Raw genomic sequence first — 26267 nt, 5'->3', positions numbered from 1 at the left:
AGACGATCATGGCAACTACTCCCAATCCACTGTCGCAAACGAACCTGACCATGACACCAACAACCGATTCCCAAGCCGGCGCCGGCAGCCTGCGCGAGCGCCTGTTCCACCCGTCGACGCGGCAAAAGCTGCTGGCCTTTGCCAGCCTGCTGGCGCTGATGGTGTTCTTCAGCGTCGCCAACGACAACTTCCTGCAGGTCGACAACCTCGTCAGCATCCTGCAATCGACTGCGGTCAACGGCGTGCTGGCGATCGCCTGCACCTTCGTCATCATCACCGCCGGCATTGACCTGTCGGTGGGCACCATGATGACGTTCTGTTCCGTGATGGCGGGCGTGTTCCTGACCTACTGGGGTCTGCCGATCTACTTCGGCATCTTTGCGGCGATCTTCTTCGGCGCGCTGTGCGGCTGGACCTCCGGCATGCTGATCGCCAAGCTCAAGGTGCCGCCATTCATCGCCACGCTGGGCATGATGATGTTGCTCAAGGGCCTGTCGCTGGTGATCTCCGGCACCAAGCCGATCTACTTCAACGACACGCCGTCGTTCCCGCAGATTTCGCAGGAGTCGCTGATCGGGGACCTGATCCCGGCGCTGCCGATTCCCAACGCCGTGCTGATCCTGTTCCTGGTGGCGATCGCCGCCGGCGTCATCCTCAACAAGACCGTGTTCGGCCGCTACACCTTCGCGCTGGGCAGCAACGAAGAAGCGCTGCGCCTGTCCGGCGTCAAGGTGGATTTCTGGAAGGTCACCGTCTACACCGTCAGCGGCGCCATCTGCGGCATCGCCGGCCTGCTGATCGCCTCGCGCCTGAATTCCGCGCAACCGGCGCTGGGGCAGGGCTATGAGCTCGACGCCATCGCCGCCGTGGTGATCGGTGGCACCTCGCTGTCGGGCGGCACCGGCACCATCCTCGGCACCATCATCGGCGCCTTCATCATGAGCGTGCTGATCAACGGCCTGCGCATCATGTCGGTGGCGCAGGAATGGCAGACCGTGGTCACCGGCGTGATCATCATCCTGGCGGTGTACATGGACATCCTGCGTCGCCGTCGTCAATAAAAGTAAAACAAGAAAATTGCCTTACCCCCGCTGTTTTTACATTCATCAAGGAGACTTAAAAATGATAAAGAGAAGAGCCCTCAACATCGCCCTCGGCCTCAGTTTTGCATTCGGTGCAAGCGGCATCGCACAAGCGCAGGAAGTCTATATTCCGCTGATCTCGAAGGGCTTCCAGCACCAATTCTGGCAAGCGGTAAAGGCCGGCGCCAACCAGGCCGCGACCGACTACAAGGTCAAGGTGACCTTCGAAGGACCGGAAACCGAAGCCATGGTCGACAAGCAGATCGACATGCTGTCCGCTGCACTGGCCAAGAAGCCGCAGGCGATCGGTTTCGCCGCTCTCGACAGCAAGGCTGCGCTGCCGCTGCTGAAGAAGGCGCAAGCCGCGAAGATTCCGGTGGTCGCATTTGACTCCGGCGTCGACAGCGACATCCCGGTCACCACCGCCACCACCGACAACAAGGCCGCCGCCGCGCTGGCTGCCGACAAGATGGCCGAGCTGATCGGCAAGGAAGGCGAAGTCGCCGTGGTCGCGCATGATCAGACCAGCCGCACCGGCATCGACCGCCGCGATGGCTTCGTCGATCGCATCAAGTCGGCCTATCCGAAGATCAAGATCGTCAGCATCCAGTACGGCGCGGGCGACCAGCTGAAGTCGACTGAAGTCACCAAGTCCATCCTGCAGGCCTATCCGAAACTCAAGGGCGCCTTCGGCACCAATGAAGGTTCGGCCATCGGCGTGCTCAACGGCGCCAAGGAAATGAAGCGCAAGGTCGTTATCGTCGGCTTCGACTCGGGCAAGCAACAGAAGGATGCGATCCGCGACGGCCAGATGGCAGGCGCGATCACGCAAAATCCTGTCGGCATCGGCTACAAGACCGTCGAAGCTGCAGTGAAGGCGCTCAAGGGCGAGAAGCTGCCGAAGATCATCGATACCGGTTTCTACTGGTACGACAAGAGCAACATCGCCGATCCGAAGATCGCAGCCGTGCTGTACGACTGATCGTCTGATCATTTGATCTGAGGATCCGATGCCGGCGGCATTCGCACCAAGCGGATGCGCCGGCATTCTCGTTTGATTTTTTCAATTTTTACTTTGATCAGACCATGACCATGCGCATCGATGCACATCAACATTTCTGGCGCTATCGCGCGGAAGATTACCCATGGATAGGGGCCGGCATGGGCGTGCTGGCGCAGGACAAGCTGCCTGCCGATTTGCTCCCGTTGTTGCGCGCACATCAGGTGGATGCCTCGATTGCCGTGCAGGCGCGTTCGGGCCGCGACGAGACGCGCTTCCTGCTTGGACTGGCGCAGGAGAATGATTTCATCGCCGGTGTGGTCGGCTGGGAAAACCTCGCCGTACCCGATCTCGGCGAGCGCCTCGATGAATGGCATGGCGGCGACAAGCTGCTGGGATTTCGTCATCAGGTGCAGGACGAAGCCGACGCGCGCGCCTTCCTCGAACATGCCGATTTCAATCGCGGCGTGGCGCTGCTGCAAGAGCGCGACTACGTCTACGACGTGCTGGTGTTTGAGCGCCAACTGGCCGACACGCAGGCATTCTGCGCGCGCCATGACAAGCACTGGCTGGTGCTGGACCATCTCGGCAAGCCGGCGCTGCGCGAGTTTGGCAAAAACGGCGGCAAAAGCGACGACGCCCTGTGGCGCTGGGAAAAGGAATTGCTGGCGCTGGGTGAATTGCCGCACGTGGTCTGCAAGCTGTCCGGACTGGTCACCGAAGCCGACTGGCAGCACGGCCTGCAGCCGGCCGACTACCAGCACATCCGCATCTGTCTCGATACCGCGCTGGAAGCCTTCGGTCCGCAGCGCCTGATGTTCGGCTCGGACTGGCCGGTGTGTTTGCTGGCTGACTCTTACGACAAGGTGGCCGATCTGGTCGCCGACTGGGCCGCGAGCAATCTCAGCAAAGACGAGCAGGCTGCGCTATGGGGCGGGACGGCGGCGCGTTGCTACGGCATCAAAGTCGGATAGCCCGGACGGTTATTTTTCATTTGCCCTGCACCAGTTGCAAGGGCGTTGCCATCACGGCGTTCAGTTCGCGCATGTTGGCCGGTCGCTGTGCCACCAGCGTCAGCACCCATTCCTGCAGATAGGTCGCGCCCGGCGTGTTCTTGCCGGTGCGATCATTCAGAACGCGCTGCCAGCCGCGCACGATCATGCCGTCGGCATGCATGCTCAGCAATTGCGGTTCATACAGCGGCGACAGCAACAATACCGTCGCTCCTTCCGCATTGTCCGCACCTTCGGGTGCGCTCAGCGTCATCTGGCGCGTGGTGCCGGCCATGCTCATCGTCACGATGCCGGCGAAACCGGCGTCGGCAGCCACTTCCGCCTCAGTGCGGCGGATTCCCTCATGTCTTAGTTGTCGAATTATACTGTACATAAATCCAGTATATTCCAAAATTGTCCCTCGGCGCAATACGAGTTCTTGCTTTCAAATCCGTCTTCGGATGTGCCGGCGCGAGCCCCATCCAAGACTGCACGCGGTATATGAATATGCGGATATATTCGTGGCGGCGGCGTGGCGCGCGCCAGAGAATCAAGGATTGATTTTCTCTTTCCGGAGTGCGCCATGAGCCGAGATTTGCTGTTGTTGCTGGAAGCAGGATTTACCGACCCGAACCACCCTGGTGAGCGTTTCATCTGCCCCGACGGCGCGCCCATCGAGGGCCTGCTGGCCGGTGATCCGGAACATGCCGGACGCCTCGACATCGAGCGCCTGCCGTTCGCCAAGCCGCGCCAGAAGGTGGTCGCCGCGCTCGATGCCGATCACCAGAGCCTGCCGGTACTGATCCTCGGCGACGAACAGCCGCTGCCGGCCGATAGCACGCACGTGCAGCAACTCGGCGACAAGCGCTTTGTCACCGACACGCGCCGCATCCTCGACTTGCTGGCCGAACGCCACGGCTTTTTCAAAGTGCATTGATGCACGGTAGTCTCGCGCCGGCAACGGCGCGGGCGCATCCGATCTGCCCTGACCCCACCGGAGTTTACTCATGAGCGACACGTCCGTGCGCCCGCGCCAGCTGCATCTCAACATCAACGTCCTGCATTCCGGTTTCGTGCCCTCGGCCTGGCGCCTGCCCGACGCCGATCCCCATGCCTTCATCGACGTTGGTCATTACATCCGCGTGGCGCAGATCGCCGAAGCGGCGAAGTTCGATGCCGTCTTCCTGGCCGACAACGCCTCCATCATCGAGCAGATCGACTTCCGGCCCATTACCGCGCTGGAACCGACCGTGCTGCTGGCCAGCGTCGCCGCAGCGACCACCCACATCGGCGTCATCGGCACGGCCTCGACCAGCTACAACGAGCCGTACAACATCGCGCGCCGCTTCGCCACGCTGGACCACGTCAGCAAGGGCCGCGCCGGCTGGAACGTGGTCACCACCGCCGATCTTGGCTCGGCGCGCAACTTCGGCCGTGACGCCGTGCCGAACCACGCTGAGCGCTATGCGCGCGCGGCCGAGTTCACTGATGTGGTCAAGGCCTTGTGGGACAGCTGGGAAGACGATGCGGTCATCGGCGACAAGGTCGGCGGCCGCTTCATCGACACCGCCAAGGTGCAGCCGATCGCGCATCGCGGCACACATTTTTCCGTACACGGTCCGCTCAACCTGCCGCGCACGCCGCAAGGCCATCCGGTGCTGGTGCAGGCGGGCGGTTCCGCCGACGGCCGCGATCTCGCGGCGCGCCATGCCGAGGCAGTGTTCTCGGCGTCGCAGTCGTTCGAGGAATCGTTGGCTTACGGACGCGAGCTCAATGCGCGCGCAGCCGCCTACGGACGCGGTCCGCATGCGGTCAAGATCCTGGCCGGACTGACCACCATCATCGGCGCCACCGAGGCCGATGCGATCCGCCGGCGCGACGAGCTGATCGACATGATCCCGTGGAGTTACAACATCAATCGTCTGGCCGGCATCCTCGGCGTAGCGCCGGAACGCATCAAACTCGATGAGCGTCTGCCCGACGACATTGCCTTGCCCAATAACGGCAACGGCAATCACACCTTCTTTAACGCCACGCTGGCTCAGGCGCGGCAGCACGGCTATACCGCGCGACAACTCGTCTATGCATTGGCGGGCGGCGGCGGTCACCGTGTCGTGGTCGGCACGCCGGAGCAGATTGCCGACGACATCGAGTACTGGTTCAAGGGCGGCGCGGCCGACGGCTTCAACCTGATGCCGGATGCGCTGCCGAGCGGTCTGCAGGACTTTACTGACGGCGTCGTGCCTATCCTGCAGAAACGCGGCATCTTCCGTCGCGACTATGAAGGCACGACCTTGCGTGAACATCTGGGACTGGCGCGTCCGGGCGGACGCAACAGCATCGCCGACGCTGCCTGATCAGCTGCTTGATCAATGGCGGTGGTCGAAGCGGCGTGACACCCGCTCGCCCACCAGCTGGATGACGGATACCAGCGCAATCAAAATCACGATGACTTCAAACATCACCCGCGTTTCATAGCGCTCGTAGCCGTAACGAATCGCCAGGTCGCCCAGTCCGCCGGCGCCGACTGCGCCGGCCATAGCGGAGGCGTTGATCATCGCGATCACGCTGACCGTCATGCCGCCGACGATGCCAGGCAAGGCTTCCGGCAACAGCACGTGGCGGATGATATGGCGGCGCCGGCAACCCATGGCGCGCGCCGCTTCGACCAGTCCGGGATCGACGTCGTTGAGGCTGACCTGCGCAATGCGCGCATAAAACGGAATCAGGTTGACCGTCAGCGGCACCACTGCGGCCCAGGTGCCAAGTGTGGTGCCGACCAGGAAGCGCGTCACCGGCAACAGCGCCACCAGCATGATGATGAACGGCACCGCACGGAAGATGTTGACCGTCACCGACAAGCCGCGATGCAGGCGCGGCTTCGGATACAGGCTGCTTTTGGCGGTCACCGTCAGCACGATCGCCAGCAGCAGGCCCAGGCCGATGGCGATCAGCGCCGAGGCGCTCACCATCAACAGGGTTTCAAAAAACGCCTGGAAATATTTGTTAAGCGGTGGCAGGGACATAGCCGAGAACCTCAATGAAATCGGCGCCGTGCTTTTGTCCAAAGTTCTGCCCGAATACGCCGTTGGTTTTTATTGATTGCCACGATGCGATCGGCAACGACACCAGCAAGCTTCCCTGTGCATGGCCGCGGATGCGATCGAGACCGCCGTGGATCAGCGTGGCGTCGGGACCAAGCAAAGCCAGTTGTTGCAGGCTGACGCCCTGCGGCTGCGCCGCGCCGTTGAAGCGCAGGCTGAGCAGCGCATTGCCGGGGCGGCCGTCGAGGTCGTCGACTAATTGCGCCGCCAGGTCGGCCGGCAAGCCGTGCTGCAGCGGACGCAGCAGCGCGCGCGTGGCGGGCGCCTGCGGGTCGCCGAACACGCGCCACACTTCACCCTGTTCAACCACCTGGCCATGGTCGAGCACCAGCACGCGGTCGCAGATTTCACGGATCACCGCCATGTCGTGCGTGATCAGCACCACGGTCAGATCCATCTTGCTGCTGATGTCGCGCAGCAAAGCCAGGATGGCTTGCGTCGACTCGGGGTCGAGCGCCGAGGTCGCCTCATCGCACAGCAGGATTTCCGGATCGTGCACCAGCGCTCGCGCAATGCCGACGCGTTGTTTCTGGCCACCCGAGAGTTTGGCCGGATACACCTCGGCCTTGTCGCTCAGGCCGACCAGTTCAAGCAGGGCGTCGACGCGCCTGCGCACCACGTCGGGTTTGACGCCGGCCACGCGCAGCGGCAGCCCGACGTTGTCGCGCACGGTCTTGGCCGACAACAAATTGAAATGCTGGAAGATCATGCCGACGCGGCGGCGCAGGTGCACCAGCCCGTCCTCGTCGAGTCCGCCGACTTGCAGGCCGTCGATGGCGATGCCGCCGGCATCGGGCAGCTCCAGCGCATTGATGGTGCGCAGCAAGGTCGACTTGCCGGCGCCGCTGCGGCCGATGATGCCGAAGATCTCTCCGCGCGCGACCGTGAACGAGACCTCGCGCAGCGCGTGCACGATGCCGCTCGGCGCCGGATATTGTTTGGAAACCTTGGAAAAACTCAGATGCACGTCGCCGGCTGCTGTCGCAGCAGGTGACGGCAGCGGCGTCGCTGAAGCTACGGGCGCCGCCGGCGTCGGCTGTCCAGCCTCAGCGCCGGCGCCGATCAATGCCGCGATACTCAAAATACCGGCACCACCGAGCCGCCGTATTGCTTCTGGATGAACTGGCGCACTTCTTCCGATTGATAGGCCTTCACCAGCGGCGCCACCCACGCGGCGTTCTTGTCCTGCTCGCGCACCACGATGATGTTGACGTAGGGATTGTTTTCTCGCTTCTCGACGGCGATGCCGTCGCGCGTGGCGATCAGGCCGGCCTGATAGGCGAAGGTGTTGACGATGGCGGCCGTGTCGACGTCTTCCAGCGAACGCGCCAGCACCACCGAGGCGGCTTCGGTCAGGGTGATCTTCTTCTTGTACGCCGTGATGTCATTGATCGATACCGTCCCGGTGAACGGATCGAAGCCGTCGCGCAGCGTGATCAGGCCGGCGTCGCGCAATACCACCAGTGCGCGCGTCTGGTTGCTCGGGTCGTTGGGGATGGCGACTTTGGCGCCGTCAGGCAGGTCCTTGATCGATTTGTACTTCTTCGAATAGAACGCGATTGGCGAGATGTAGGTGTTGCCGACCACGCTCAGCTTGTAGCCGCGTTGCTTGATCTGGTCGCGCAGGAAGGGAATGTGCTGGAACGAGTTGGCGTCGAGGTCGCCGTTGTTGAGCGCTTCGTTCGGGCTGGCTGCGCCCGAGATGACCACCGCTTCGACGTTCAGGCCGTTCTTCCTGGCGACCTTGGTGACGACTTCCCAGATCTGTTCGTCGGTGCCGCCGCGCACGCCGACGCGCAGGGTCTTGTCGGCGGCCTGGACTTGGGCGAGGCCCATGACGGAGATCAGTGCGGCGGCGACGATGGCGTGCACGCGGAATCGGTAAGACAGGTTCATGCTGGTTCCTCTGATGTTTTTATGAGCAGGGTAGTGATGCGGGAGAAGTGATCAGGCTTACTTGGTCTTGAAATAGTCGGGCAGGCGGAAGCCGTCGTAGAAGCGATCGGCGCGGATCGCGTTCTGGAAGGTGTCGGAGCGATAGGCCTCGACGATGTCGCGTGCATATTGTTCGGTCTGCTTCGTTTTCTTGACCGCCAGCACGTTGATGTAGGCCGGCGTCATGTCTTCCAGGATGAAGGCTTCCGACAGCTTGAGCTTGGCGAAGATGGCGAAGTTGCCCTGGATCGCGGCGAAGTCGGCATCGTCCAGTGCGCGCGGACCCTGGGCATTTTCCAGCAGCACCAGTTTCAGGCCGGCCTTGTTCTCGACCACGTCGAGTTCGGTGACGTCGACCGGATTGGCGTTTTCCTTGATCCTGATCCAGCCCAGGCGCTGCAAGATCCACAGGGCGCGTTGCAGATTGACCGGATCGTTCGGCACGGCGACGGTAAAGCCTTTCTTGAGGCCGTCGAGACTGCGGTGCTTCTTCGAATACAGGCCCATCGGCGGCGTCGGCACCTGCACGATGCCGACCAGGTCGGTCTTGTTGCGCTCGTTGTATGACTTCAGGAACACCGAGTGCTGCATCACGTTAGCGTCGATGTCGCCCTTGAAGACTGCGCTGTTGGCTTCCAGTCCGGTGCTGAATTCGTAGTACTTGATCTTGTAGCCTTTCTTCTCCAGCTCGGGCTGCACGCCGACCTTGAACTCGTCGATGTAAGGACCGGGCACGAAGCCCACGCGCAGCTCGGGCCTTTGCGGCGCTGCCGATGCCTGTGCGGCGAACAGTGCAATGCTGCCCAACGCGAGCGCAGCGAAGAGACGATAGAAAATATTCTTACGCATACGACACCCCGAAGCGTTCGTTGGGCGGATTGTCGTTGAGGTGGTAGTCGCCGATGGCGGCTTCGCGCTGCGTCGCCGGATTGTGCGAGGCCAGCGTGCGCGCATTGCGCCAGTGGCGATCGAGGCGGCGCTTGTCGCTGGTGGCCGAGGCGCCGCCGACTTCGAACAGCAGCGTGGCGGCTTCCAGCACCTGACCGATGACGACCTGCTGGGCCTGGAAGGTCTGCACGTCGAGCGCGATGTAGTCCTCCGGTTTGGCGGTGCCGGCCAGGCGCGCCTGATGGACGTTTTCGATGGCATTGGCGACGGCGTTGACCAGTTGTTCCACCGACCACGCCAGGCTGGCGAGGCGACCGACCACGCGATGCACCAGCGGGTTTTCGCGCGGGCTCGATTGACCCGGCACGCCGAAGGTGCGCGTGCGTGCCTGGGTGAATGCCACCGCATCGCGTTGCACGGCGCGTGCGATGCCGGCCAGCGTGGCCAGGTGCACGGTCTGGTAGAACGCAGTGATGATGGTGTTGCGACGCGGTTGCGAGACGTGATAGCGATCGAGGATCTGCTGCTGCGTGATCAAGACCTTCTCGAAGCGCGTGGTGCCGCTGCCGGTCAGGCGCTGGCCGAAGCCGTCCCAGTCGTCCACGCGCGTCACGCCGGGCGTGTTGCTGCGAATCAGCACGTTGAGATCGGACTCGTCGTCGTGCGCGCGCACCAGGATCCAGTCGGCGTACAGCGTGCCGGTTGAATAATATTTTTCGCCGTTCAGCAGGAAGTGATCGGGACGTTTGTCCGGATCCGGCGCAACAGTGACCGAGTTGCCGGTGGTGCCGGTGCGCTCCGAGGCGGCCGCGCCGAAGGTCTCGCCCTTGCCGATCACGCCGAGCCAGTGACGCGTGTCGTCGTCGTCCTTGCGCTCCAGCAGCAGTTCAGTAAAGCCGGCGTTCACGCGCAGGATCTGCGGCAGGTTCGATTCGGCTTCCGCCAGGCGGATCAGCAGGCTGAAGAACTGCGGCAGCGTGGCGCCGCTGCCGCCATGTTCGACCGGCACGCGCAGCGATGTGAAGCCGGCATCCTTGAGCCATTGCACGGCTTCGTACGGAAGCTCGCGGTCGTTTTCGCGGGCTATGCTGCCTTCCGCGATGCGCGCGAAGATGGGTTCGAAACGCGCCAGCAAGGCGTCGAACGACGGCGGATGTGATGCTTGGGTCATGGATTGCCTCGGTTATCTGCTTCGCGATGAAAGTGATGCGCACGGACTTGCAGCGAAGCAAGTCCGTACAGTCAAGCGCCGATTATCTGGCAGCAAAACTCGCTTGATAACGAAGATAAACAGATATCCATATGCCCTCCTGCAGAAGACTGGGGCTACTGCTCGGCGCGAGGGCGTTCCCCGTTCGGGGACGGAAGGCGGGAATTCAAGGGTGTTCATTGTTCTACTGATAGAACGATGAATCCGGATTTTGCCTCCTAGTGCACTTTCAACGCAAAACCTACACTTGAGTCCAAGCAGTCGCACTTGCACCTCACTACAGCAAACGCCGCTGCGCTTTACCGGAAGGCTTCGAACGCTTCGTTGCCACAAGCACAACGCTAACAACGCACACAATGCAAAGAAGGAGCATCACCATGAACACCACTACCGCACGTCTGGACCGCAGCGTCCTGCAACTCACCGCCACCGTCCTGCTGGTCGCCGTCGCCGGCACCTTCGCCGCCGGCAGCGCACTGGCCGCCAACGAACCGTCCGACACTGCGCAAGCGCAGCCGGTCAGCATCCAGCAAACCGCTAAGACGCCTACCAAGTCCTCGATCAAGCGTCAGGAAATCCAGCAAAAATTGGCACGCCACGAGCCGCTGACTTACACCGAAACACTGTATCTGCGTTAATCGACGCCAGTCTTACGCAATCACGCAACACCACTATTTCCGTTGCCGGCTTTCATGAGAAGCCGTGCAACAAACACCCACCTCACCAAGGAACCATCATGAACATCAAGAAAATCGCCGGCGGCCTGCTTTTCCTTTCCATCGTCGGCAGCGCCATGGCCGAAGAAGCCTATCCGCCAGAAACACAATTCGTTTCGCACAAGACCCGCGCCGAAGTGATCGAAGAACTGAAGCAAGCGCGCGCCAACGGCGAGATCATCAACAACGATCTGTATCCGGTCGAAGTGCAGCACAAGTCCACCGTCTCGCGCCAGGCTGTTGTTGAAGAACTGAAGCAAGCCCGTCAACATGGCGGTACAGACTTCAACGGCGCCTGATCGCTGAACAATTGTTGAGCAATCAACAATCGTTGAGCAATTTTCCAACGTTGACAAGACCGGTCGAACCCCGCCTTCCGGTCTTGCCGGCGGATCATCGGAAACGCCGGTTCGCAGTTCGGGACCGGCGCTTATCATGAAAAAAATCCTCGGTATCTACAGCAGTTCCAGGCAGCATCGCATCGGCGACGGCTTGCTCGCGCATACCCTGTTTTCAAAGCGCATGCTGGGACAGCACGTCAGTCCTTTCCTGTTGCTCGACCATGTCGGATCGGCGGACAGCACTGCGCCGGATGCCTGCGCGCGCCAGCTGTATCGCGGCTGCAAAGTGTTGACGATGGTGCAGCAAGGTCGCCTGGAATATGTCGACGCCGATGGCAAGAAGCAGGTCCTCAGCGCCGGCGACGTGCAATACCGCAGCGTGATCGCTGAACAGGACGCGGGAATTTATCGTCCGGCAGCGAATCGCAGCGGCAAGCGTGAAGCATCCCCGCAAGTGCTGCAGTTGTGGATAGATGCGCCGACGCAGGCATCGTTGTCGTGCACCGGCAAGACTGTCGCCGCCGACAAAATCCCTTCCATCGCCTTACCCGACGGCGCCGGCAGCATCCGCGTGATCGCAGGCGATTGCCTGAAACGACGTGGCGCGATGCCGACGACGTCGGCCTTCGATGTATGGGAGTTGCAACTGAATGCCCGTTCCACGAGCGAATTCAAGACCGTCGAGGGGCGCACGCTATTGCTGGCAATCCTGAGCGGTTCTGTGCTGATCAATGGCGATCATGCAGCGCTGGGCGGCGAAGTCGTCATGCTGGATCGCCCCGGCAGCGGCTTGTTCCTGGAAACCCGCGCGGACACCGTGGCGCTGCTGTTAAGCGGCGACCCGCTGGACATCGGCAGCGCGGTGCTTCAGTAGTCTTCGAGCTCGTCGAAGCGTTTGGCGAGGAAGTCGATCAGCTGGCGCACCGACGGCAACAGGAAACGCCGTGACGAATACACGGCGTGGATGATGCCGGATTTCGGTGACCACTCGGGCAAGACCTTCACCAGCGCACCGCTGCGCAATTCATCAATCACCACCATGGTCGGCAGATAGACGATGCCGGCGCCGGCCACGGCGGCGCGTTTGAGCGCAGTGGCGTCGTCGGTCATCAGGCGCGGCGTGTGGCGGATCGATGCAGATTCGCCGTCGGCGTTTTCCAGATGCCAGACATGCTGTTCCACCGGGATGGCCAGACTCATGCTGGGAAAACGATGCAGGTCGGCCGGCACTTCGGGGACGCGGCATTTTTCCAGCAGGGCCGGGCTGGCCGCAAGGCACCAGTGACGCACGCCAAAAATCTTCAACACCAGATCGCTGTCCTGCAGCGGCGGCAGCAATACGCGCAACGCGACGTCGATACCCTCGTTGACGACGTCGACGCGCCGGTTGGTCGACTCCACCTGCAAGGTCACGCGCGGATGTTCGATCAGGAAGTCGGCCAGCATCACTCCCACACGACCGTGCAGCAGCGCCACCGGACAGGTCAGCCGCACCGTGCCTTGCGGTTCGGCGCGATTGCGTTCGACGGCTTCCTGCGCTGCTTCGGCTTCCACCAGCATCGCCTTGCAGTGCTCGTAATAGCTTTGGCCGATTTCGGTTACCGACAGGCTGCGCGTGGAACGCTGGATCAGGCGCGCGCCGAGGCGTTCTTCCAGTTGCGCGATGCGCCGGCTCAGTTTCGACTTGGGAATGCCCAGCGCGCGACCGGCAGCGGCGAAGCCGCGGTGGTCCACCACCTGCGCGAAGTAATAGAGGTCGTTCAGATCTTGCGTCATGCACCTTCCCTTGTTGATCGTGATGCGATCTTTGATGTTGTCTGATGGATTATGCCGCAGCGACGCGGACAGCGTGTACGGGACGGCATCAGGGCGAGGTTGAAGCGATGCCGGGGACATTTCATCGCTAATTGCAACACTGTTGCAAATGTATCGCGATGCGGGCACAATGCAACACTGTTGCAAAATGAGTGCGGTTTGTTTTCGCCGGCCGGATGCCGGAGCGAGCTACGCACGACCTTCCATCCGCTTCCTTCTTCACGACAATATGAAAAAAATCACTTCAGCCGCACTGATCTGCGCGGCCTTGTCCCTGTTCGCCTCGGTGCCTGCGCAGGCGCACTATCTCTGGTCCGAAAACACATCCAAAGGCAATCTGATCTACTTCGGCGGCGTCGACGAAAACGTGCGCGAAGCCTCCCCGGGTCGGCTCGACGAATTCGCCAACTTGACCCTCAGCGTGCAGCAGCACAAGAAAGACGATGTCGTCACGACGTCCCGCACGGCAAGGAAGACGCACGACGGTTTCGTCAGCACGCCGGCGCTTTCCAGCGACGACAGCCTGATCGGACAGGACGTCTCTGTGCCGGTCAAGGACCTGAGCGCCTACAAGCTCGGCATTCTCAAACTCAATTTCTATGTCCGTCACGTACAGATCGATCGCGTCTTTCCGGCCGCGCTGAATCTGGATGCGGTTCCTACCGGCGTCGCCAATCAATTGAGATTCAGTTTCAGGGGCGCGCCGCTGGCGAAGTTCAAGGCCAAGCTGATCGCGCCGAACGGCTGGATTACCGATCTGCGCACCGACGCCGCAGGTCTGGCAACCATCGCGACGCCATGGCGCGGCAACTACGTGATCGAGGCGACCTACTTCGAAGACGTCAGCGGCGATTTCGAGGGCAAACACTTCGAGCGCATCCGCCATCGCCTCGGCCTGACCGTGGTGCAAGCGAAAGGTCCGAAGACCTTCACGCCCGATTACGCCGCACACGATCACGACCACTAAAAACAAGCCAGGGGAAGGACCATGAACAATAAAATCCGGCAGGCCGCAGGTCGCCTGCGCGGCAAGACGCTGCCATCGAAAAAATATACGTCACGCTATTCACTGGGTTTGCTTGCAGCAAGCTTCAGTATCGCCGTCTCTGCCCAGCAAACCAACGAATCCAGCCTGCCGGAAATTTCCGTGAGCGCCGGCAAGAGCGACAGCAGAAATGTCGTCAAATCCGCCGTCAGCAACGAGAACAGTGGATTGCCGACCAGCGTCACCGTAATCGATCGCGCCGAGATCGACCGCACCAATGTCGGCCGCGATATCTCCGACCTGTTGCGGCGCGTGCCCGGCGTCATGGCGCATACGCTGGACCAGGGCGACATCGGCAACTCGATCAAGATGCGCGGATTCTTCAGCTCGTCACACGGCGCCGACACGGCCGTCTACATCGATGGTGTACCACAGAACCTGCCGTCCTCGGCGATCAACCACGGCATGAATGACATGTCCTGGCTCACCCCGGAAATGATAGACAGCATCGACGTCATCAAGGGACCGTTCTCGGCGCTTTACGGTGATCAGAACCGCTCCGGCGCCGTCAGCATCACCACGCGCAACGTCGCCGAAAACAGCATAGCCATCAGCGTCGGCAGCCAGGGATCGAAACGTCTCAACGCCGTGATATCGGGCAAGTCGGGACCGATCCAGTCGCTGGTCGTGGCTGATCTGTACGAGATCGGCGGCTTTCGCGCCAACAGCGACGGTGAGCGCGGCAGTCTGTTCATCAAGGAGTCGATGATCCAGGGCGACAGCCTGTGGGCAGTGCGCGCCGCTTATCAAAAGTCCGACTGGAACGCCGCCGGCTTCCTCAACGTCAATGACCTGCGCAGCGGCAAGGTCAGCGATACACAACGCGATCCAAGCTCGCCGCCGCTGTGGGGCGACGCCCGGCGCGGCAGCCTGGTGCTGTCGCGCGCGCCGGCCAGCGGCGCTGAAGGCCTGCGCGTCTCGGCCTATGTGGAAGACTACGAGCGCCGCCGCGCCACCGGCGCCAACGCCACAGCCCTGAACGTGGCTGCGGACGATCGCCGCATCATGGGCGCGCGCGGCGTCTACGACATGCTGTTCGGCGACAAGGCTGCGCTGGCGTTCGGTGTGGATGTGCGTCGCGACGTCGGCACCGCGCTCAACCAGAATTGGCCGAACAGCTTGCCGGGAACGAACTACAGCCTGGACCAGGATCTCGATCTGGTGACGTATGGCGTGTTCGCCCAGGGCCAGTACAAGCTGCTTGAGAGTCTGAAACTGCTGGCCGGCCTGCGACTGGATTCCTTCGACTACGACATCAGCAACCGCAAGTTGCCGGCGGCGTCCCTGAGCTACAAGCAGTCCGTGGCGACGCCCAAATTCGGCGTGGTGTGGACGCCCGTCAGCAGCATCGATCTGTTTGCCAATCGCGGCAGCGGCTTCCGTTCGCCGGCGCAGAGCGAGCTGAGTCCGAGCGGCACGCTGGGGCCGTTGGGCGCGAATGGCGGATCGTCATTTCCCGATCTGAAACCGTCCAAGGTCACGTCCTATGACTTCGGCTTCAACTTGCGCGCGACGTCGAGGTGGCATATGTCCGCGGCCAGCTATCACACCGTCAACGACAATGAAATCGCGCAGATCGCGCCGAACGTCTTCGGTCCGGTTGGCAACACCACGCGCGATGGCTGGGAGGTGGAGAGCAGCTTCGACTTCACGTCCGACTTCAGCATCTACGGCAGCTTCGGCCGCATCATCCGCGCCCACATCAACAGTGCGGCGCCGGGCACCGCCAGCGACTTGTCGGTGCCGCGCGATACCTACAAGGCCGGCGCAGCGTATGCAACGCCGTTTGCGGCGGGCAAGCTGCTGTTCAATGCAGATGCCTACTTCATCTCGGGCGTGCCGTATTTCTCGGGGACGCCGCTGGTGAAGAGCTATTCGCGGCCGTACTCGCGCTACGACCTGCGCGGCACGTACTCGGTCGGCAAGGTCGATTGGACCGCCAGCCTGGTCTTGCAGCCGCATCAGTACAGCAGCGAAGTTGCGGTGGGCAGCACGGCGGGGTTGCTGATCGACCCGGTCGCCAGGACGCAAGTGAATCTGGCGATGCGTTATCGTTTTTAAGCGGAGCGAACGCGGGGCGGGAGAGGCATTTGCAATCGGCGGTACAATGCCGACCTTCTCTTATTTCCCGCTCCGTCCCATTGCGATGAACTGCCGCCCCAACTGCGGCGCATGCTGTACCGCGCCTTCCATCTCCAGCCCGATTCCCGGCATGCCCGACGGCAAGCCGGCGGGCGTGCCTTGCGTGCAATTGATGGAGGATTTGCGTTGTGCGATTTTCGGCAAGCCGGAACGGCCTGCGTGTTGCTCGGGGTTGCAGGCGTCGGCGGAGATGTGCGGCGATGGCCGCGAGACGGCGATGCAGTGGCTGGGGACGCTGGAGCGGCTGACCGCGCCCGACCGGAACAGGGTTCCGGCCTGACACGCGTCTCTGTCGAGGCTTATTGCGGCAGCGCCTTGGCCGCCGCCACCACTTTGGCGGTGTCGAAGTTGTTGATCGCCGGGATGAACTGGTTGGTGTAAAGGTCTTCCAGTTTCGGGCTGGTCTGGATGACGTTGTTGGCCTTCATGAACGCGACCATGTTGGCCACCGCGCTGATCGGGATTTCCCCCCACTTGACGCCCGGTTCCAGTTTCAGGAATTCGCCACGTGTCTGGATGATGTGCAGGCCCTGCTTGATGGCCGTGGCGTCGTCGAGACTGGACGGCTTGGTCAGCGGGAATACCTTCCAGTGCACTTTCAGCGATCCCTGCGGATTGGCCAGCGCCGTCACGGAACCCATGGCCACGCAGCGCAGGACTTTCTCGATGGTTTGCGGACGCTTGGCGATCATGTCGTCGCGCACGAAGTAGGAGCCGCCGAAGTTGAGCTTCTCGGCGAACGGCGAGGAGAAGCGGCGCAGCTTCAGGCCCATGTTTTCCGCCGTGGCGATCTGTGAATCCCAGGTGCCCCAGATGTCGACCCGGCCTTTCGACAGCGCCGTCACGGCTTGCGCGCCGGAGCCGGTTTCCACAAACGTCACGTCCTTGTCCGGGTTGATGCCGGCTTCGGTCAGCATGCCTTTGAAGATCTGTACCATTTGCGAGCCGTACGACAGCACGCCGATGGTTTTGCCCTTGAAGTCGGTGATGGTCTTGACCGGCGAGGAGTCGAGCACCACCGGGAACTGGAAGTTGTGGCGCATGTTCAGGTACACCGCCTTCAACGGCGCACCCTTGGTGCGCGCGATGATGGCGGCCGCCGGACCCATGTTGACCATGTCGGCCTGGCCGGTCAGTACCGCCTGCATGGCGGTGGTGGAATTGGTCGGCTGCAGCGTGACGTCGAGGCCGGCGTTTTCCCAGCACTTGGTGTAAATCGGCAGCGAGGTATTGTTGACCTGCGAGGCGTCGAGCACGTCGGTGCCGATGGCGATGGTGACTTTTTCACGGGCCTGCGCATTGACCGCTGCGGGAATGCTCATCAGGGCGCCGGCAATGGCGCCGGTGCAGGTAAGGGCGGCAACTGTTCGTTTCATGACGTTTCCTCTCGGTGAAGTCCAGCATGCTATCCATCTCTGCGGATACCCGCAGGTACGTATTCAACCTCATCAGCGGCCCTGGAAATGCGGCCGTCTTTTTTCCAGGAAGGCATGACGCCCTTCCGTGAAATCTGCACTCGAAAACAATTGCAACTGGCCGTCCAGTTCCAGCCCCATTACTGTGTCGAGCGAGCCCGGCAGACGCGCCAGTGCCGCCTTGGTGAGACCGACTGCGAGCGGCGGGGCGGCGGCGAACTGCGTGGCCAGGTCGAGTGCGGTCTGCTGCAATTCGTCGCTGCGCACCAACTGATCGGCGAGGCCGAGGCGCAGGGCTTCTTCGCCGTCGACCACGGCGCTGGTGTAGAGCAGGCGGCGTACCTGGCCGGCGCTGACGCGTTGCGGCAGCGACCACAGCAGGCCCATGTCGGCCATCAGTCCGACGTTGGAGTACGCCGTGCAGAAACGCGCGCGTTCGCTGCACAGCACGTAGTCGCAGGCCAGCGCCAGGCCCATGCCGGCGCCGAAGGCGGTGCCGTCGACGGCGGCGATCAGCGGTTTGGGCATGTCGGTGATGGTGCGCAGCAGGCGGTGCGCCAGCGTCATGCGTTTGCGGCTGGCCAATGTGTCGCCCGCGGGCAGGCTGGACAGATCGCCGCCGGCGCAGAAGCTGCGATCGCTGCCGGCCAGGATGATGGCGCGGCAATCGACGTCGCCGGCCAGGCGCTCCAGGGTTTCGGTGAGAGCCTCGCGCATTTCCGGCGCCAGCGCGTTGCGGCGCTCGGGCTGGTTCATGGTGACGCAGGCGACCGCGTCGCTGCGTTCCACGGTGACGATGCTTTGCATGTCCGCTCCTCCCTGGCGTCAGGATGGCCCGCGCCGATGGTGTTTTTTGCTGCTGTTTTGTTACCGCGTCAGTTGATCTCTTTGTTTTTTTGTTATTCCCTGACGACGCGTTTTGCCTTGTGCGTACTGCGTGCGAGCGTGCCCTGAGGCAGCACTTCGACAAGCGCGCCGACTTGCAGGCGCTGCTTGATTTCCTGTGTCAGTTGCGCCGCCAGTTCTGTTGCGTTGGCCGACGCATCGATCTGTTCCACACGTACATGGATGGACTTCATGAAGCCGGCGGCATCATGTACCGAGGCATTGATAACGAGCTGGTATTCGTCGCCGAGGCCGGGCGTGGCGCGCACCAGTTCTTCCACCGCCGAGGGGAAAACGTTGACGCCGCGCACCACCAGCATGTCGTCGGCGCGGCCGCGCACGCCGCCGACCAGGCGCGCATGAGTGCGGCCGCAGCTGCAGGGCGTGGAGTCGCGCACCACGATATCGCCGGTCCACCAGCGCACCAGCGGGCCGGCCTGCTTGTCGAGATGGGTCAGCACCAGCACGCCGGGGGTGCCGTCGGCAACGGCGGCGCCGGTTTCGGCATCGACGACTTCGGCGTAGGCGAAGTCTTCGGCCAGGTGCGGCCCGGCTTGCGCGGTGCAGTCGCCGGCGATGGGCTGGAATTCAAGGCAACCGTAGGCGTCGTAGGCGCGTGCGCCCCACAATGCTTCGATGCGGCGGCGCGTGGCCGGAATGCTGGCGCCGGGTTCGCCGCCCATCATGATGCTGCGCACGGTCGAGGCAAACGGGTCGCGGCCGCGCTTGCGCACTTCTTCGGCGAGATGGGTGATGAACGATGGTGTGCCGCACAGCACCGTGCTGCCGTAGGTGAATAAGGTATTGATCTGGCGTTCGGTATCCTGGCTGCCGGCCGGGATCACCATGGCGCCGGCGCGCTGGTAGCCGGCCGTGGCGCCGAGGCCGCCGACGAACCAAGTGTAGCTGAACATGCATTGCACGATGTCGCCGGGGCCGATGTCCTGGGCGCGCGCATGACGCGCATACAGGCCGGCCCAGCGGTCGAGGTCGTGCTCGCTCCAGAACTGCGGTGACGGCGCCGACGTCGTGCCGGAAGAAAAATGCATGCGCCGCACCTCGTCCTGAGGCACGGTCATGAATTTGCCGAACGGCGCCTGCGCGCTCATCGTGTTGATGTAATCAGGCTTGGTGGTAAACGGAAGTTTGCTCAGGTCGGCCAGCGAGCACAGCTCGTCGACGTTCCAGTCCAGTTGCCGGAACAGCGGCGCATAGTATGCGCTGTCCCTGGCAAGCCGCGCCAGTTGTACGCGCAACTGCGCCAGCTGGAATGCTTCCAGCGTGGCGCGATCCCAGCTTTCGACGGAATCGAGATGCGCGGGCGCGACGGCGATCGGCGCACCGGAGCGCATGGTTATTGCTCCGCGCCGAGGCCGCGAATCGCGAAAGTGGAGATGGAGTTGGCGACCGCCAGCTTTTCGTCTTCGGTCTGGTCGACGCGCGGACGGAACCAGATGGTGGTCCAGTTCAATGCGCCGAAGAAGGCCTTCACGACGATCTGCAGATCCTGGTCAGGCGCGTGGCCTTCGGCCATGACCTGGCGGATGGTGTCGCGGAACAGGTTCTCGTACTGATCGCGCAGCACCAGGATTTCCGACAGCACTTCGCGCTGGGCGGCGGTGGTTTCGCCGGCCAGATGCATCTCCAGACCTTGCACGGCGACGCGCTGGTAGGGCAGGTGGTCCATGATCACGGTGATGTGCGCCAGCGTCATTGCGCGCAGCTTGTCGATCGCCCGCGCGTGGGATTTCGACGCGGCTTCCTGCACGGCGGCCAGGTCCATTTCCATGCCGCGCTTGTGCACGTCGAAGAACAGGTCGGCTTTCTTGCGGTAGTGATGGTAGATCTTGCCCTTGGTGGCGCTGAGGATATCGGCGACATCGTCGATGCTGGTGGCGGCATAACCTTTTGTCATGAATGCCAGCGCGGCAGCGTCGAGAATCTCGCTGCGCGGGTCTGAATCGTCTCCGGCGAATTCATTGTTTGTCGATGTGGGACGTACTGTGTCGACCTTCATTATGCTTGCTCCTCATTATTGAACTCGGCATGAATCGCCCGTGCGAGCACCAGTCTCTGGATCTCCGAAGTACCTTCATAAATCTCGGTAGCGCGTTGATCACGATAAAGACGCTCCACGAGCGAAGGTTTCACGAAACCTTCGCCGCCAAATACCTGTACACCGATATCGACTGCATCGTGAGCAGCCTCGCTACAGAATAACTTCGCTTGAGCGCCGATAAGCGCGACATCCTGACCAGTATCAAAACTGCGGGCGGTTTCGTATGCAAGCATTCTACCTGCGGATAACCGAGTTGCGACATCTGCAAGTTTGAAACCTATGCCCTGATGATCAAGCAGACGCTGGCCGAAGGTGGTGCGAAGCGCCGCCCGGCGCGCTGCCGCGTCATATGCGGCGCGCGCAATACCGTTCGATTGTGCTGCTACAACAACGCGTCCGACGTTGAGTGCTTCGAGCGCCAGCCTGAGTGCTTTGCCCGGCGCAGCGATCATGCAGCCGGCGGCAACCCAGGTGTCGAGCACGACGGTGCTGTTGACGGTGCCGCGCATGCCCATCTTGTCTTCGCGTGCATCGTCGCGCACGCCCTCGGCATCGGCCGCCACCATGAAGGCAGCGATGCCACGCCGGCCTGCGCCCGGTTCCGTTTGCGCAAATACTACGTAGTACGCGCACTCCCCGCCGCCGCCGATCCAGCGCTTCTCGCCGCGCAGTCGCCAGCCGCCGTTCTCGGGTGTGGCGAGAGTTTGCATGTTGGAGGGATCGGAGCCAGCCTCACGCTCGCTGAGCGCGAACGAAATCGATTTGCGTTCGGCCACCATGGCGCGGATATAGGTGTCTTTTTGTCCATTGGTGCCGGCGCGCAGCAGCGGCATGGCACCGAGCTGGAGGGTTGCGACAATGCCGCTGGTGGACGCGCATGCTTGCGCCAGTTCTTCGATTACAGCGCAGAACGCGGTGAGTGAAGCGCCGCCGCCGCCGTAATCTTTGGGGATGAACATCGAGGCGATGCCGCTCTCATGAAGGGCTTCGACATTTTCGTGGGGATAGCGCTGATCGCGGTCGATGCCGGCGGCACGCGGCGCCAGCTGATCGTGGGCGAGGCGGCGCGCGATGTCGCGCCACTTGCTTGCGTCAGGGTCGAGGGAAGGATCCCAAATAATCGCCATCGTCTCTCCATTGCGCCGAAGGCCGGCGGGCAGTCTGTTGTAGAGCGGCTTTCTTATATTGACTTCATCTTAATATACTAAGTAGTATGAGTAGAGTCAAATAGCTTTCCGCATTATTTTCGAACACACGTTCGCCTACTGTACACGCGAACAAAAATTCTGTTTTGACGCAGCTCAAAATGCCCGGATCGGGCCAGGAGGCGGCAGTGAGCGAGAAAGTCTATGTCACCGGTGTCGGCATGGTGCCGTTTGCGAAGCCGAGTACGAGTGCGTCGTATGTGGAGATGGGCGCCGCCGCTGCGCGCGCCGCACTCGCTGATGCCGGCATCCGTTACGAAGCGATCGAACAAGCCTACGCAGGATATGTCTACGGCGACTCCACCGTCGGCCAGGCGATGCTCTACGAAGTCGGCCTATCGGGTCTGCCCATCATCAACGTTAACAATAATTGTGCGACCGGTTCCACCGCCTTGTTCCTTGCGCGCCAGGCGATCGCCAGCGGTGCCATCGATTGCGCGCTGGTGATCGGCGTGGAGCAGATGATGCCGGGTCCGCTGCGCACCATTTACACCGACCGGCCGGCGCCGCTGCAGCGCTTCCTCGACACCATGGCGAGCAATCGCGGCTACGACCCGGAGCTGCCGCGCGCGCCGCAATTTTTCGGCGGCGCGGGGCAGGACTATCTCGATCAATACGGCATCGCGCCGGAGACCTTCGGACAAATTTCGGTGAAGGCGCGCCGACACGCGGCCAACAATCCTTACGCCGTATTCCGCACGCCGGTGACGCTGGAAGAAGTGATGGCGTCGCCGACCGTGTTCGGCCTGCTGACGCGCCTGCAATGCTGTCCGCCGACTTGCGGTGCGGCGGCGGCGGTGCTGTGCTCCAAGCGTTTCGCGCGCTGGTTCAATCTCGACACCAGCGTCGCCATCGCGGCGCAGGCGATGACCACCGACCGGCCCGATTCATTCGACAGCGGCGACATGCGCAAGCTGGTCGGCTACGGCATGGCGGCCATCGCAGCGGAGCGCGCATACGCCGAAGCCGGCGTCGGACCCGAAGACATTCAGGTGGTCGAGCTGCACGACTGCTTCACCGCCAATGAACTGATCAGCTACGAAGCGCTGCAACTGACACCGCCCGGCACCGCCGAGAAGTTCATCCTCGACGGCGACAACACTTACGGCGGCAAGATCGTCACCAACCCGTCCGGTGGCCTGCTGTCGAAAGGCCATCCGCTCGGCGCTACCGGCCTCGCACAATGCGCGGAGCTGACCTGGCAATTGCGCGGCCAGGCCGAACGGCGTCAGGTCAACGGCGCGCGCTGGGGACTGCAGCACAACCTCGGCCTGGGCGGCGCCTGCGTCGTCACCATCTACGAAAAAACCAACTGAACTGAAGCTTGTCCGTCATCAACCCATGAAGCGCGGCACAGACCGCGTCGTCAAGGAGACCATATGCACAAGAAGCTCGAAGGTAAAGTCGCCATCGTCAGCGGTTCAAGCCGCGGCATCGGACGCGAGATCGCGTTGAAGCTGGCTGCCGATGGCGCAGCGCTGGTTATCAACGATCTCGATGAAAAAATGGCCGAGAGCGTCGTGCAGGAAATCATTGCTGCCGGCGGTCGCGCCACGGTGTGCTGCGGCGACGTCACGGCCCCCGAATTCGCCACGCGTTTCATCGACACCGCATTGAACAGCTTCGGCCGGCTCGACATCATCGTGAACAATGCCGGCTACACCTGGGACAACGTGATCCAGAAAATGACCGACGAACAGTGGGACGCCATCATGGCGGTGCATGTGACGGCGCCGTTCCGCATCCTGCGCGCGGCATCGGAATACTTCCGCCGCGCCGCCAAGGAAGAAGCCACGCAAGGCGCCGAAGTGTTCCGCAAGGTGGTCAATATCTCGTCGGTGTCGGGCGTGATGGGCAACGCCGGGCAGGCCAATTATTCCGCCGCCAAGTCGGCCATCAACGGCCTCACCAAGGCGCTGGCCAAGGAGTGGGGACGCTACAAGGTCAACGTCAACAGCGTCGCCTTCGGCCTGATCAAGACGCGCCTGACCGAAGCGACGGCAGGCGACGACGCCACCATCAATATTTCAGGCAACGAGATCAAGGTCGGCGTCAACCAGCAACTGATGCAGAACCTGGAAACCCTGATCCCGATGGGCCGCGCCGGCACGCCGGCGGAAGCTGCGGGCGCGGTGTACCTGTTCTGCATTCCGGAGTCGAATTACATCAGCGGGCAGATCGTCATCTGCGGCGGGGGAAGACCTTAACCCTTCAGTGCATGCTCCTTGAGCATCTGCTTCGCAATCAGCAGCTGCTGGATCTGCGAGGTGCCTTCGTAAATGCGCATCACGCGCACGTCGCGGTAGATGCGTTCGATCGGATAGTCGCCCATGAAGCCGGCGCCGCCGAAAATCTGCAGCACGCGGTCGGCTATCTTGCCCACTGTCTCGGTGGCAAACAACTTGCAGCATGAAGCTTCCTTGATCACCGGCAGGTCTTGGTCGAAACGGCGCGCCGTGTACTCGACCATGCATTGCGCGGCCAGCAGTTCGGTTTCCGAATCGGCCAGCATCGCCTGCACCAGCTGATGCTGCGCGATCGGTTCGCCGAAGGCGCGGCGTTCGGTGGCGTAGTCCAGCGCCTCGTCGATCAGTCGACGGCCGGCGCCGATGGCGGCGGCGGCGATGCCGAGACGGCCGCGGTTGAGCGAAGACATCGCCAGCGCAAAGCCGAGTCCCGGCTCGCCAATGATGGCGTCGGCGGGAATGCGGCAGTCGTTGAAGATCACGTCGGCCGTGTGCGAGCCGTGCAATCCCATCTTGCGGTCGGTGGCGCCGATGCTCAGGCCGGGTGCGCCGCGTTCCACAATGAAGGCGGACAGGCCGCGATGGTCGCGGCTGTCGGCATCGGTGCGCGCGATCACGGTGAAGACGTCGGCCGAAGGGGCATTGGTGATGTAGCGCTTGACGCCGTTGAGCACCCATTCGGGGCCGTCCAGGCGTGCGCTGGTGCGCAGCGCCGCCGCATCGGAGCCGCAGTCCGGCTCGGTCAGGCAGAACGCTGCGATCATTTCTCCCGCCGCCATGCGCGCCAGATAGCGTTCGCGCTGTGCATCGCTGCCATAGGTCAGCAGACCGTGCGAGCCGACGCCGTTGTTGATGCCGATGGCGGAGCGAAACGACAGGTTGGCGCGGCATAGCGCGATCAGCACCGCGACTTCATCTTCCATGCCGAGTCCGAGTCCGCCCCAGCGTTCCGGAATACTCAGGCCGAACAGGCCCAGCGCCGCCATCTCGCCCAGGATGTCGTCGGGCACGCGCCGCTGCTCTTCCACCAGCACTTCGTTGGGCAGCAGGCGTTCGGCGACGAAGCGCTCCACCGCCGCGACGAATTGTTTGCGGGTTTGGTCGTCAAGCGCCATGGAGGACTTCCTTGCGGGTTTTGGTTTCAGCGTGCGGAGCGATGACGGCGGCGCCGTTATTGAGCACCACCACGCCGCGTTGCGGCACGCTGCTGCGGAACGCTACCTGATTACCGTCATGCCAGATTTCCGTGCGCAGAATTTCTCCAGGATAAACCGGCGCGGAAAAGCGCGCGCCGATTGAGCGGATGTCCATGCGGCGACCGGCTTCGGAAGACCAGCACAGCGCCTTGAGCAAGGCATGGCCGGCCACGCCGAAAGTGCACAGGCCATGCAGGATCGGTCGCGGGAAGCCGGCACGCAGGGCGACTTCGGGATCGGCGTGCAGCGGATTGCCGTCTCCCGACAGCCGGTAGATCAGCGCGGCCTGCGACAGGATGGGCAGGTCGATGCAAAAGTCCGCCGGGCGTTCCGGCAACGGCGTCGGCGCAGGATGCATATGGACGGAAGCCGCCGGCATATTCTGCACACCGCCGTCGCCGCGGCACATGGTGGTCATGCGCAGGGTGCAGACCGGCTCGCCGCTGTCCTCTTCGGTGACGACGCGCTCCTGGTAAATCAGCGCGCCCTTGTCCGGCCCCTTGTCGACGATATCGACGATGCGGGTGTCGCCGATCAGACGGGCGCAGACCGGCAGCGGCTTGTGCACGATCACCTGCTGTTCGGCGTGCACCACGCGCGTCCAGTCGATGCCGGTGTCCGGCATCTTCATCCAGAAGCCCGGATACGCCAGCACCGTCGCCATGGTGGGCAGCACGCGCAGGCCTTCTTCGTACACGTAATGAAGCTGGTCGCGGTCGAGCGGATCGGCGCCGAGACCGACGCCAAGCGCGTACAGGATGCAATCCTGCGGCCGCACGTGCTGGCGCGCGATGGGAATCTTCCAGTGCATCAGCTTGCGATAGTCGATCGTCATGCGGCCTCGTCGAAGGTGGACAGGGTGGGCACTTGCGGACATGAACTCGATGCTGCGGCGACATCAGGGCGATGAAGGCGGTCGGCGCTGGTGTTGATGTGCGCCGCGTCGGAAGGGTGCCGCAATGCGGCTAAGGAATTGACGAATCGTCCTTGA

The 26267-nt window shown here is 62.5% G+C and carries 27 protein-coding genes; 13 read left to right on the top strand and 14 right to left on the bottom strand.

Annotated elements, in window-relative coordinates; genetic code table 11:
• Window positions 1-50 precede the first annotated feature (50 nt).
• The 3 genes from ACIROW_RS11060 (at window position 51) to ACIROW_RS11050 (ending at window position 3056) form a co-directional block, all read left to right on the top strand.
• On the top strand, window positions 51-1061 hold the full coding sequence (locus ACIROW_RS11060) for an ABC transporter permease (protein WP_402275951.1): 1011 nt from the start codon (window positions 51-53) through the stop codon (window positions 1059-1061).
• Between the two features lie 61 nt (window positions 1062-1122).
• Window positions 1123-2064 carry an ABC transporter substrate-binding protein gene (locus tag ACIROW_RS11055; RefSeq protein WP_402275206.1) on the top strand — a complete coding sequence of 314 codons (942 nt, stop codon included), beginning with the start codon at window positions 1123-1125 and terminating at the stop codon, window positions 2062-2064.
• Between the two features lie 104 nt (window positions 2065-2168).
• Window positions 2169-3056: an amidohydrolase family protein gene (locus ACIROW_RS11050; RefSeq protein ID WP_402275203.1), complete on the top strand. Its 888-nt coding sequence runs from the start codon at window positions 2169-2171 to the stop codon at window positions 3054-3056.
• 16 nt (window positions 3057-3072) lie between these two features.
• On the opposite strand, the gene ACIROW_RS11045 is transcribed toward ACIROW_RS11050, so the two are convergent.
• A complete protein-coding gene (locus ACIROW_RS11045) occupies window positions 3073-3411 on the bottom strand; it encodes a hypothetical protein (RefSeq protein WP_402275200.1) in 339 nt (112 codons plus the stop codon).
• A gap of 246 nt (window positions 3412-3657) precedes the next feature.
• On the opposite strand from ACIROW_RS11045, the gene ACIROW_RS11040 reads away from it, so the two are divergent.
• Window positions 3658-4011: a DUF3088 domain-containing protein gene (locus ACIROW_RS11040; RefSeq protein ID WP_402275197.1), complete on the top strand. Its 354-nt coding sequence runs from the start codon at window positions 3658-3660 to the stop codon at window positions 4009-4011.
• A 70-nt stretch (window positions 4012-4081) separates the two neighbouring features.
• The gene (locus tag ACIROW_RS11035; RefSeq protein ID WP_402275194.1) at window positions 4082-5431 is read left to right on the top strand and encodes an LLM class flavin-dependent oxidoreductase; all 1350 of its coding nucleotides are present in this window, start codon (window positions 4082-4084) and stop codon (window positions 5429-5431) included.
• A 12-nt stretch (window positions 5432-5443) separates the two neighbouring features.
• On the opposite strand, the gene ACIROW_RS11030 is transcribed toward ACIROW_RS11035, so the two are convergent.
• The 5 genes from ACIROW_RS11030 to ACIROW_RS11010 all read right to left on the bottom strand — a co-directional run bounded on the left by ACIROW_RS11030 (window position 5444) and on the right by ACIROW_RS11010 (window position 10172).
• The gene (locus tag ACIROW_RS11030) at window positions 5444-6100 is read right to left on the bottom strand and encodes a methionine ABC transporter permease (protein ID WP_116436482.1); all 657 of its coding nucleotides are present in this window, start codon (window positions 6098-6100) and stop codon (window positions 5444-5446) included.
• Entirely contained in the window at window positions 6081-7253 is a 1173-nt protein-coding gene (locus ACIROW_RS11025) for a methionine ABC transporter ATP-binding protein (RefSeq protein WP_402275949.1), read from the bottom strand. The genes ACIROW_RS11030 and ACIROW_RS11025 overlap by 20 nt, the downstream gene beginning before the upstream one ends.
• A gap of 2 nt (window positions 7254-7255) precedes the next feature.
• Complete coding sequence (locus ACIROW_RS11020; protein ID WP_402275946.1) at window positions 7256-8014, bottom strand: MetQ/NlpA family ABC transporter substrate-binding protein; 759 nt, start codon at window positions 8012-8014, stop codon at window positions 7256-7258.
• A 117-nt stretch (window positions 8015-8131) separates the two neighbouring features.
• Window positions 8132-8962: a MetQ/NlpA family ABC transporter substrate-binding protein gene (locus tag ACIROW_RS11015; RefSeq protein WP_402275191.1), complete on the bottom strand. Its 831-nt coding sequence runs from the start codon at window positions 8960-8962 to the stop codon at window positions 8132-8134.
• Window positions 8955-10172 (bottom strand): acyl-CoA dehydrogenase family protein, encoded by a 1218-nt coding sequence (locus ACIROW_RS11010; RefSeq protein WP_402275189.1) that lies wholly within the window; start codon window positions 10170-10172, stop codon window positions 8955-8957. Before ACIROW_RS11010 ends, ACIROW_RS11015 begins: the two co-directional genes overlap by 8 nt.
• Before the next feature lie 416 nt (window positions 10173-10588).
• On the opposite strand from ACIROW_RS11010, the gene ACIROW_RS11005 reads away from it, so the two are divergent.
• The 3 genes from ACIROW_RS11005 to ACIROW_RS10995 all read left to right on the top strand — a co-directional run bounded on the left by ACIROW_RS11005 (window position 10589) and on the right by ACIROW_RS10995 (window position 12142).
• Window positions 10589-10849, top strand: a complete 261-nt coding sequence (locus ACIROW_RS11005) for a hypothetical protein (protein ID WP_402275187.1) — start codon at window positions 10589-10591, stop codon at window positions 10847-10849.
• 98 nt (window positions 10850-10947) lie between these two features.
• On the top strand, window positions 10948-11226 hold the full coding sequence (locus ACIROW_RS11000; RefSeq protein WP_402275185.1) for a DUF4148 domain-containing protein: 279 nt from the start codon (window positions 10948-10950) through the stop codon (window positions 11224-11226).
• Between the two features lie 136 nt (window positions 11227-11362).
• On the top strand, window positions 11363-12142 hold the full coding sequence (locus ACIROW_RS10995; protein WP_402275182.1) for a pirin family protein: 780 nt from the start codon (window positions 11363-11365) through the stop codon (window positions 12140-12142).
• Here ACIROW_RS10995 and ACIROW_RS10990 read toward each other — a convergent pair.
• The gene (locus ACIROW_RS10990; protein WP_402275180.1) at window positions 12136-13044 is read right to left on the bottom strand and encodes a LysR family transcriptional regulator; all 909 of its coding nucleotides are present in this window, start codon (window positions 13042-13044) and stop codon (window positions 12136-12138) included. The two genes, ACIROW_RS10995 and ACIROW_RS10990, sit on opposite strands and share 7 nt — an antisense overlap.
• A gap of 268 nt (window positions 13045-13312) precedes the next feature.
• Here ACIROW_RS10990 and ACIROW_RS10985 point away from each other — a divergent pair, with 268 nt between their 5' ends.
• The 3 genes from ACIROW_RS10985 to ACIROW_RS10975 all read left to right on the top strand — a co-directional run bounded on the left by ACIROW_RS10985 (window position 13313) and on the right by ACIROW_RS10975 (window position 16550).
• Window positions 13313-14050: a hypothetical protein gene (locus ACIROW_RS10985; protein WP_402275178.1), complete on the top strand. Its 738-nt coding sequence runs from the start codon at window positions 13313-13315 to the stop codon at window positions 14048-14050.
• 21 nt (window positions 14051-14071) lie between these two features.
• Window positions 14072-16189 carry a TonB-dependent receptor gene (locus ACIROW_RS10980; protein WP_402275175.1) on the top strand — a complete coding sequence of 706 codons (2118 nt, stop codon included), beginning with the start codon at window positions 14072-14074 and terminating at the stop codon, window positions 16187-16189.
• An 85-nt stretch (window positions 16190-16274) separates the two neighbouring features.
• The gene (locus ACIROW_RS10975; protein WP_402275943.1) at window positions 16275-16550 is read left to right on the top strand and encodes a YkgJ family cysteine cluster protein; all 276 of its coding nucleotides are present in this window, start codon (window positions 16275-16277) and stop codon (window positions 16548-16550) included.
• Window positions 16551-16569: 19 nt separating this feature from the next.
• Here ACIROW_RS10975 and ACIROW_RS10970 read toward each other — a convergent pair whose 3' ends face one another.
• The 5 genes from ACIROW_RS10970 to ACIROW_RS10950 form a co-directional block, all read right to left on the bottom strand.
• A complete protein-coding gene (locus tag ACIROW_RS10970) occupies window positions 16570-17646 on the bottom strand; it encodes an ABC transporter substrate-binding protein (RefSeq protein ID WP_402275173.1) in 1077 nt (358 codons plus the stop codon).
• Window positions 17647-17718: 72 nt separating this feature from the next.
• Window positions 17719-18492 carry an enoyl-CoA hydratase/isomerase family protein gene (locus ACIROW_RS10965; RefSeq protein ID WP_402275170.1) on the bottom strand — a complete coding sequence of 258 codons (774 nt, stop codon included), beginning with the start codon at window positions 18490-18492 and terminating at the stop codon, window positions 17719-17721.
• Between the two features lie 92 nt (window positions 18493-18584).
• Complete coding sequence (locus ACIROW_RS10960) at window positions 18585-19922, bottom strand: phenylacetate--CoA ligase family protein (RefSeq protein ID WP_402275167.1); 1338 nt, start codon at window positions 19920-19922, stop codon at window positions 18585-18587.
• A 2-nt stretch (window positions 19923-19924) separates the two neighbouring features.
• Window positions 19925-20587: a TetR/AcrR family transcriptional regulator gene (locus ACIROW_RS10955; protein WP_402275164.1), complete on the bottom strand. Its 663-nt coding sequence runs from the start codon at window positions 20585-20587 to the stop codon at window positions 19925-19927.
• Window positions 20587-21756: an acyl-CoA dehydrogenase family protein gene (locus ACIROW_RS10950; RefSeq protein ID WP_402275162.1), complete on the bottom strand. Its 1170-nt coding sequence runs from the start codon at window positions 21754-21756 to the stop codon at window positions 20587-20589. Before ACIROW_RS10950 ends, ACIROW_RS10955 begins: the two co-directional genes overlap by 1 nt.
• Window positions 21757-21962: 206 nt before the next feature.
• On the opposite strand from ACIROW_RS10950, the gene ACIROW_RS10945 reads away from it, so the two are divergent.
• Window positions 21963-23150: a lipid-transfer protein gene (locus ACIROW_RS10945; protein ID WP_116436468.1), complete on the top strand. Its 1188-nt coding sequence runs from the start codon at window positions 21963-21965 to the stop codon at window positions 23148-23150.
• A gap of 63 nt (window positions 23151-23213) precedes the next feature.
• Window positions 23214-24041, top strand: a complete 828-nt coding sequence (locus tag ACIROW_RS10940; RefSeq protein ID WP_402275160.1) for an SDR family NAD(P)-dependent oxidoreductase — start codon at window positions 23214-23216, stop codon at window positions 24039-24041.
• Here ACIROW_RS10940 and ACIROW_RS10935 read toward each other — a convergent pair.
• Both ACIROW_RS10935 and ACIROW_RS10930 read right to left on the bottom strand, forming a co-directional pair.
• On the bottom strand, window positions 24038-25195 hold the full coding sequence (locus tag ACIROW_RS10935; RefSeq protein WP_402275157.1) for an acyl-CoA dehydrogenase family protein: 1158 nt from the start codon (window positions 25193-25195) through the stop codon (window positions 24038-24040). The genes ACIROW_RS10940 and ACIROW_RS10935 overlap by 4 nt on opposite strands.
• A complete protein-coding gene (locus ACIROW_RS10930; RefSeq protein WP_402275155.1) occupies window positions 25185-26111 on the bottom strand; it encodes a MaoC/PaaZ C-terminal domain-containing protein in 927 nt (308 codons plus the stop codon). Before ACIROW_RS10930 ends, ACIROW_RS10935 begins: the two co-directional genes overlap by 11 nt.
• Window positions 26112-26267: the final 156 nt, after the last annotated feature.

The sequence above is a fragment of the Herbaspirillum sp. NPDC101397 genome (genome assembly GCF_044767325.1).
Lineage (GTDB): Bacteria > Pseudomonadota > Gammaproteobacteria > Burkholderiales > Burkholderiaceae_D > Herbaspirillum.
This window is presented reverse-complemented; position numbering and strand designations above follow the sequence as displayed.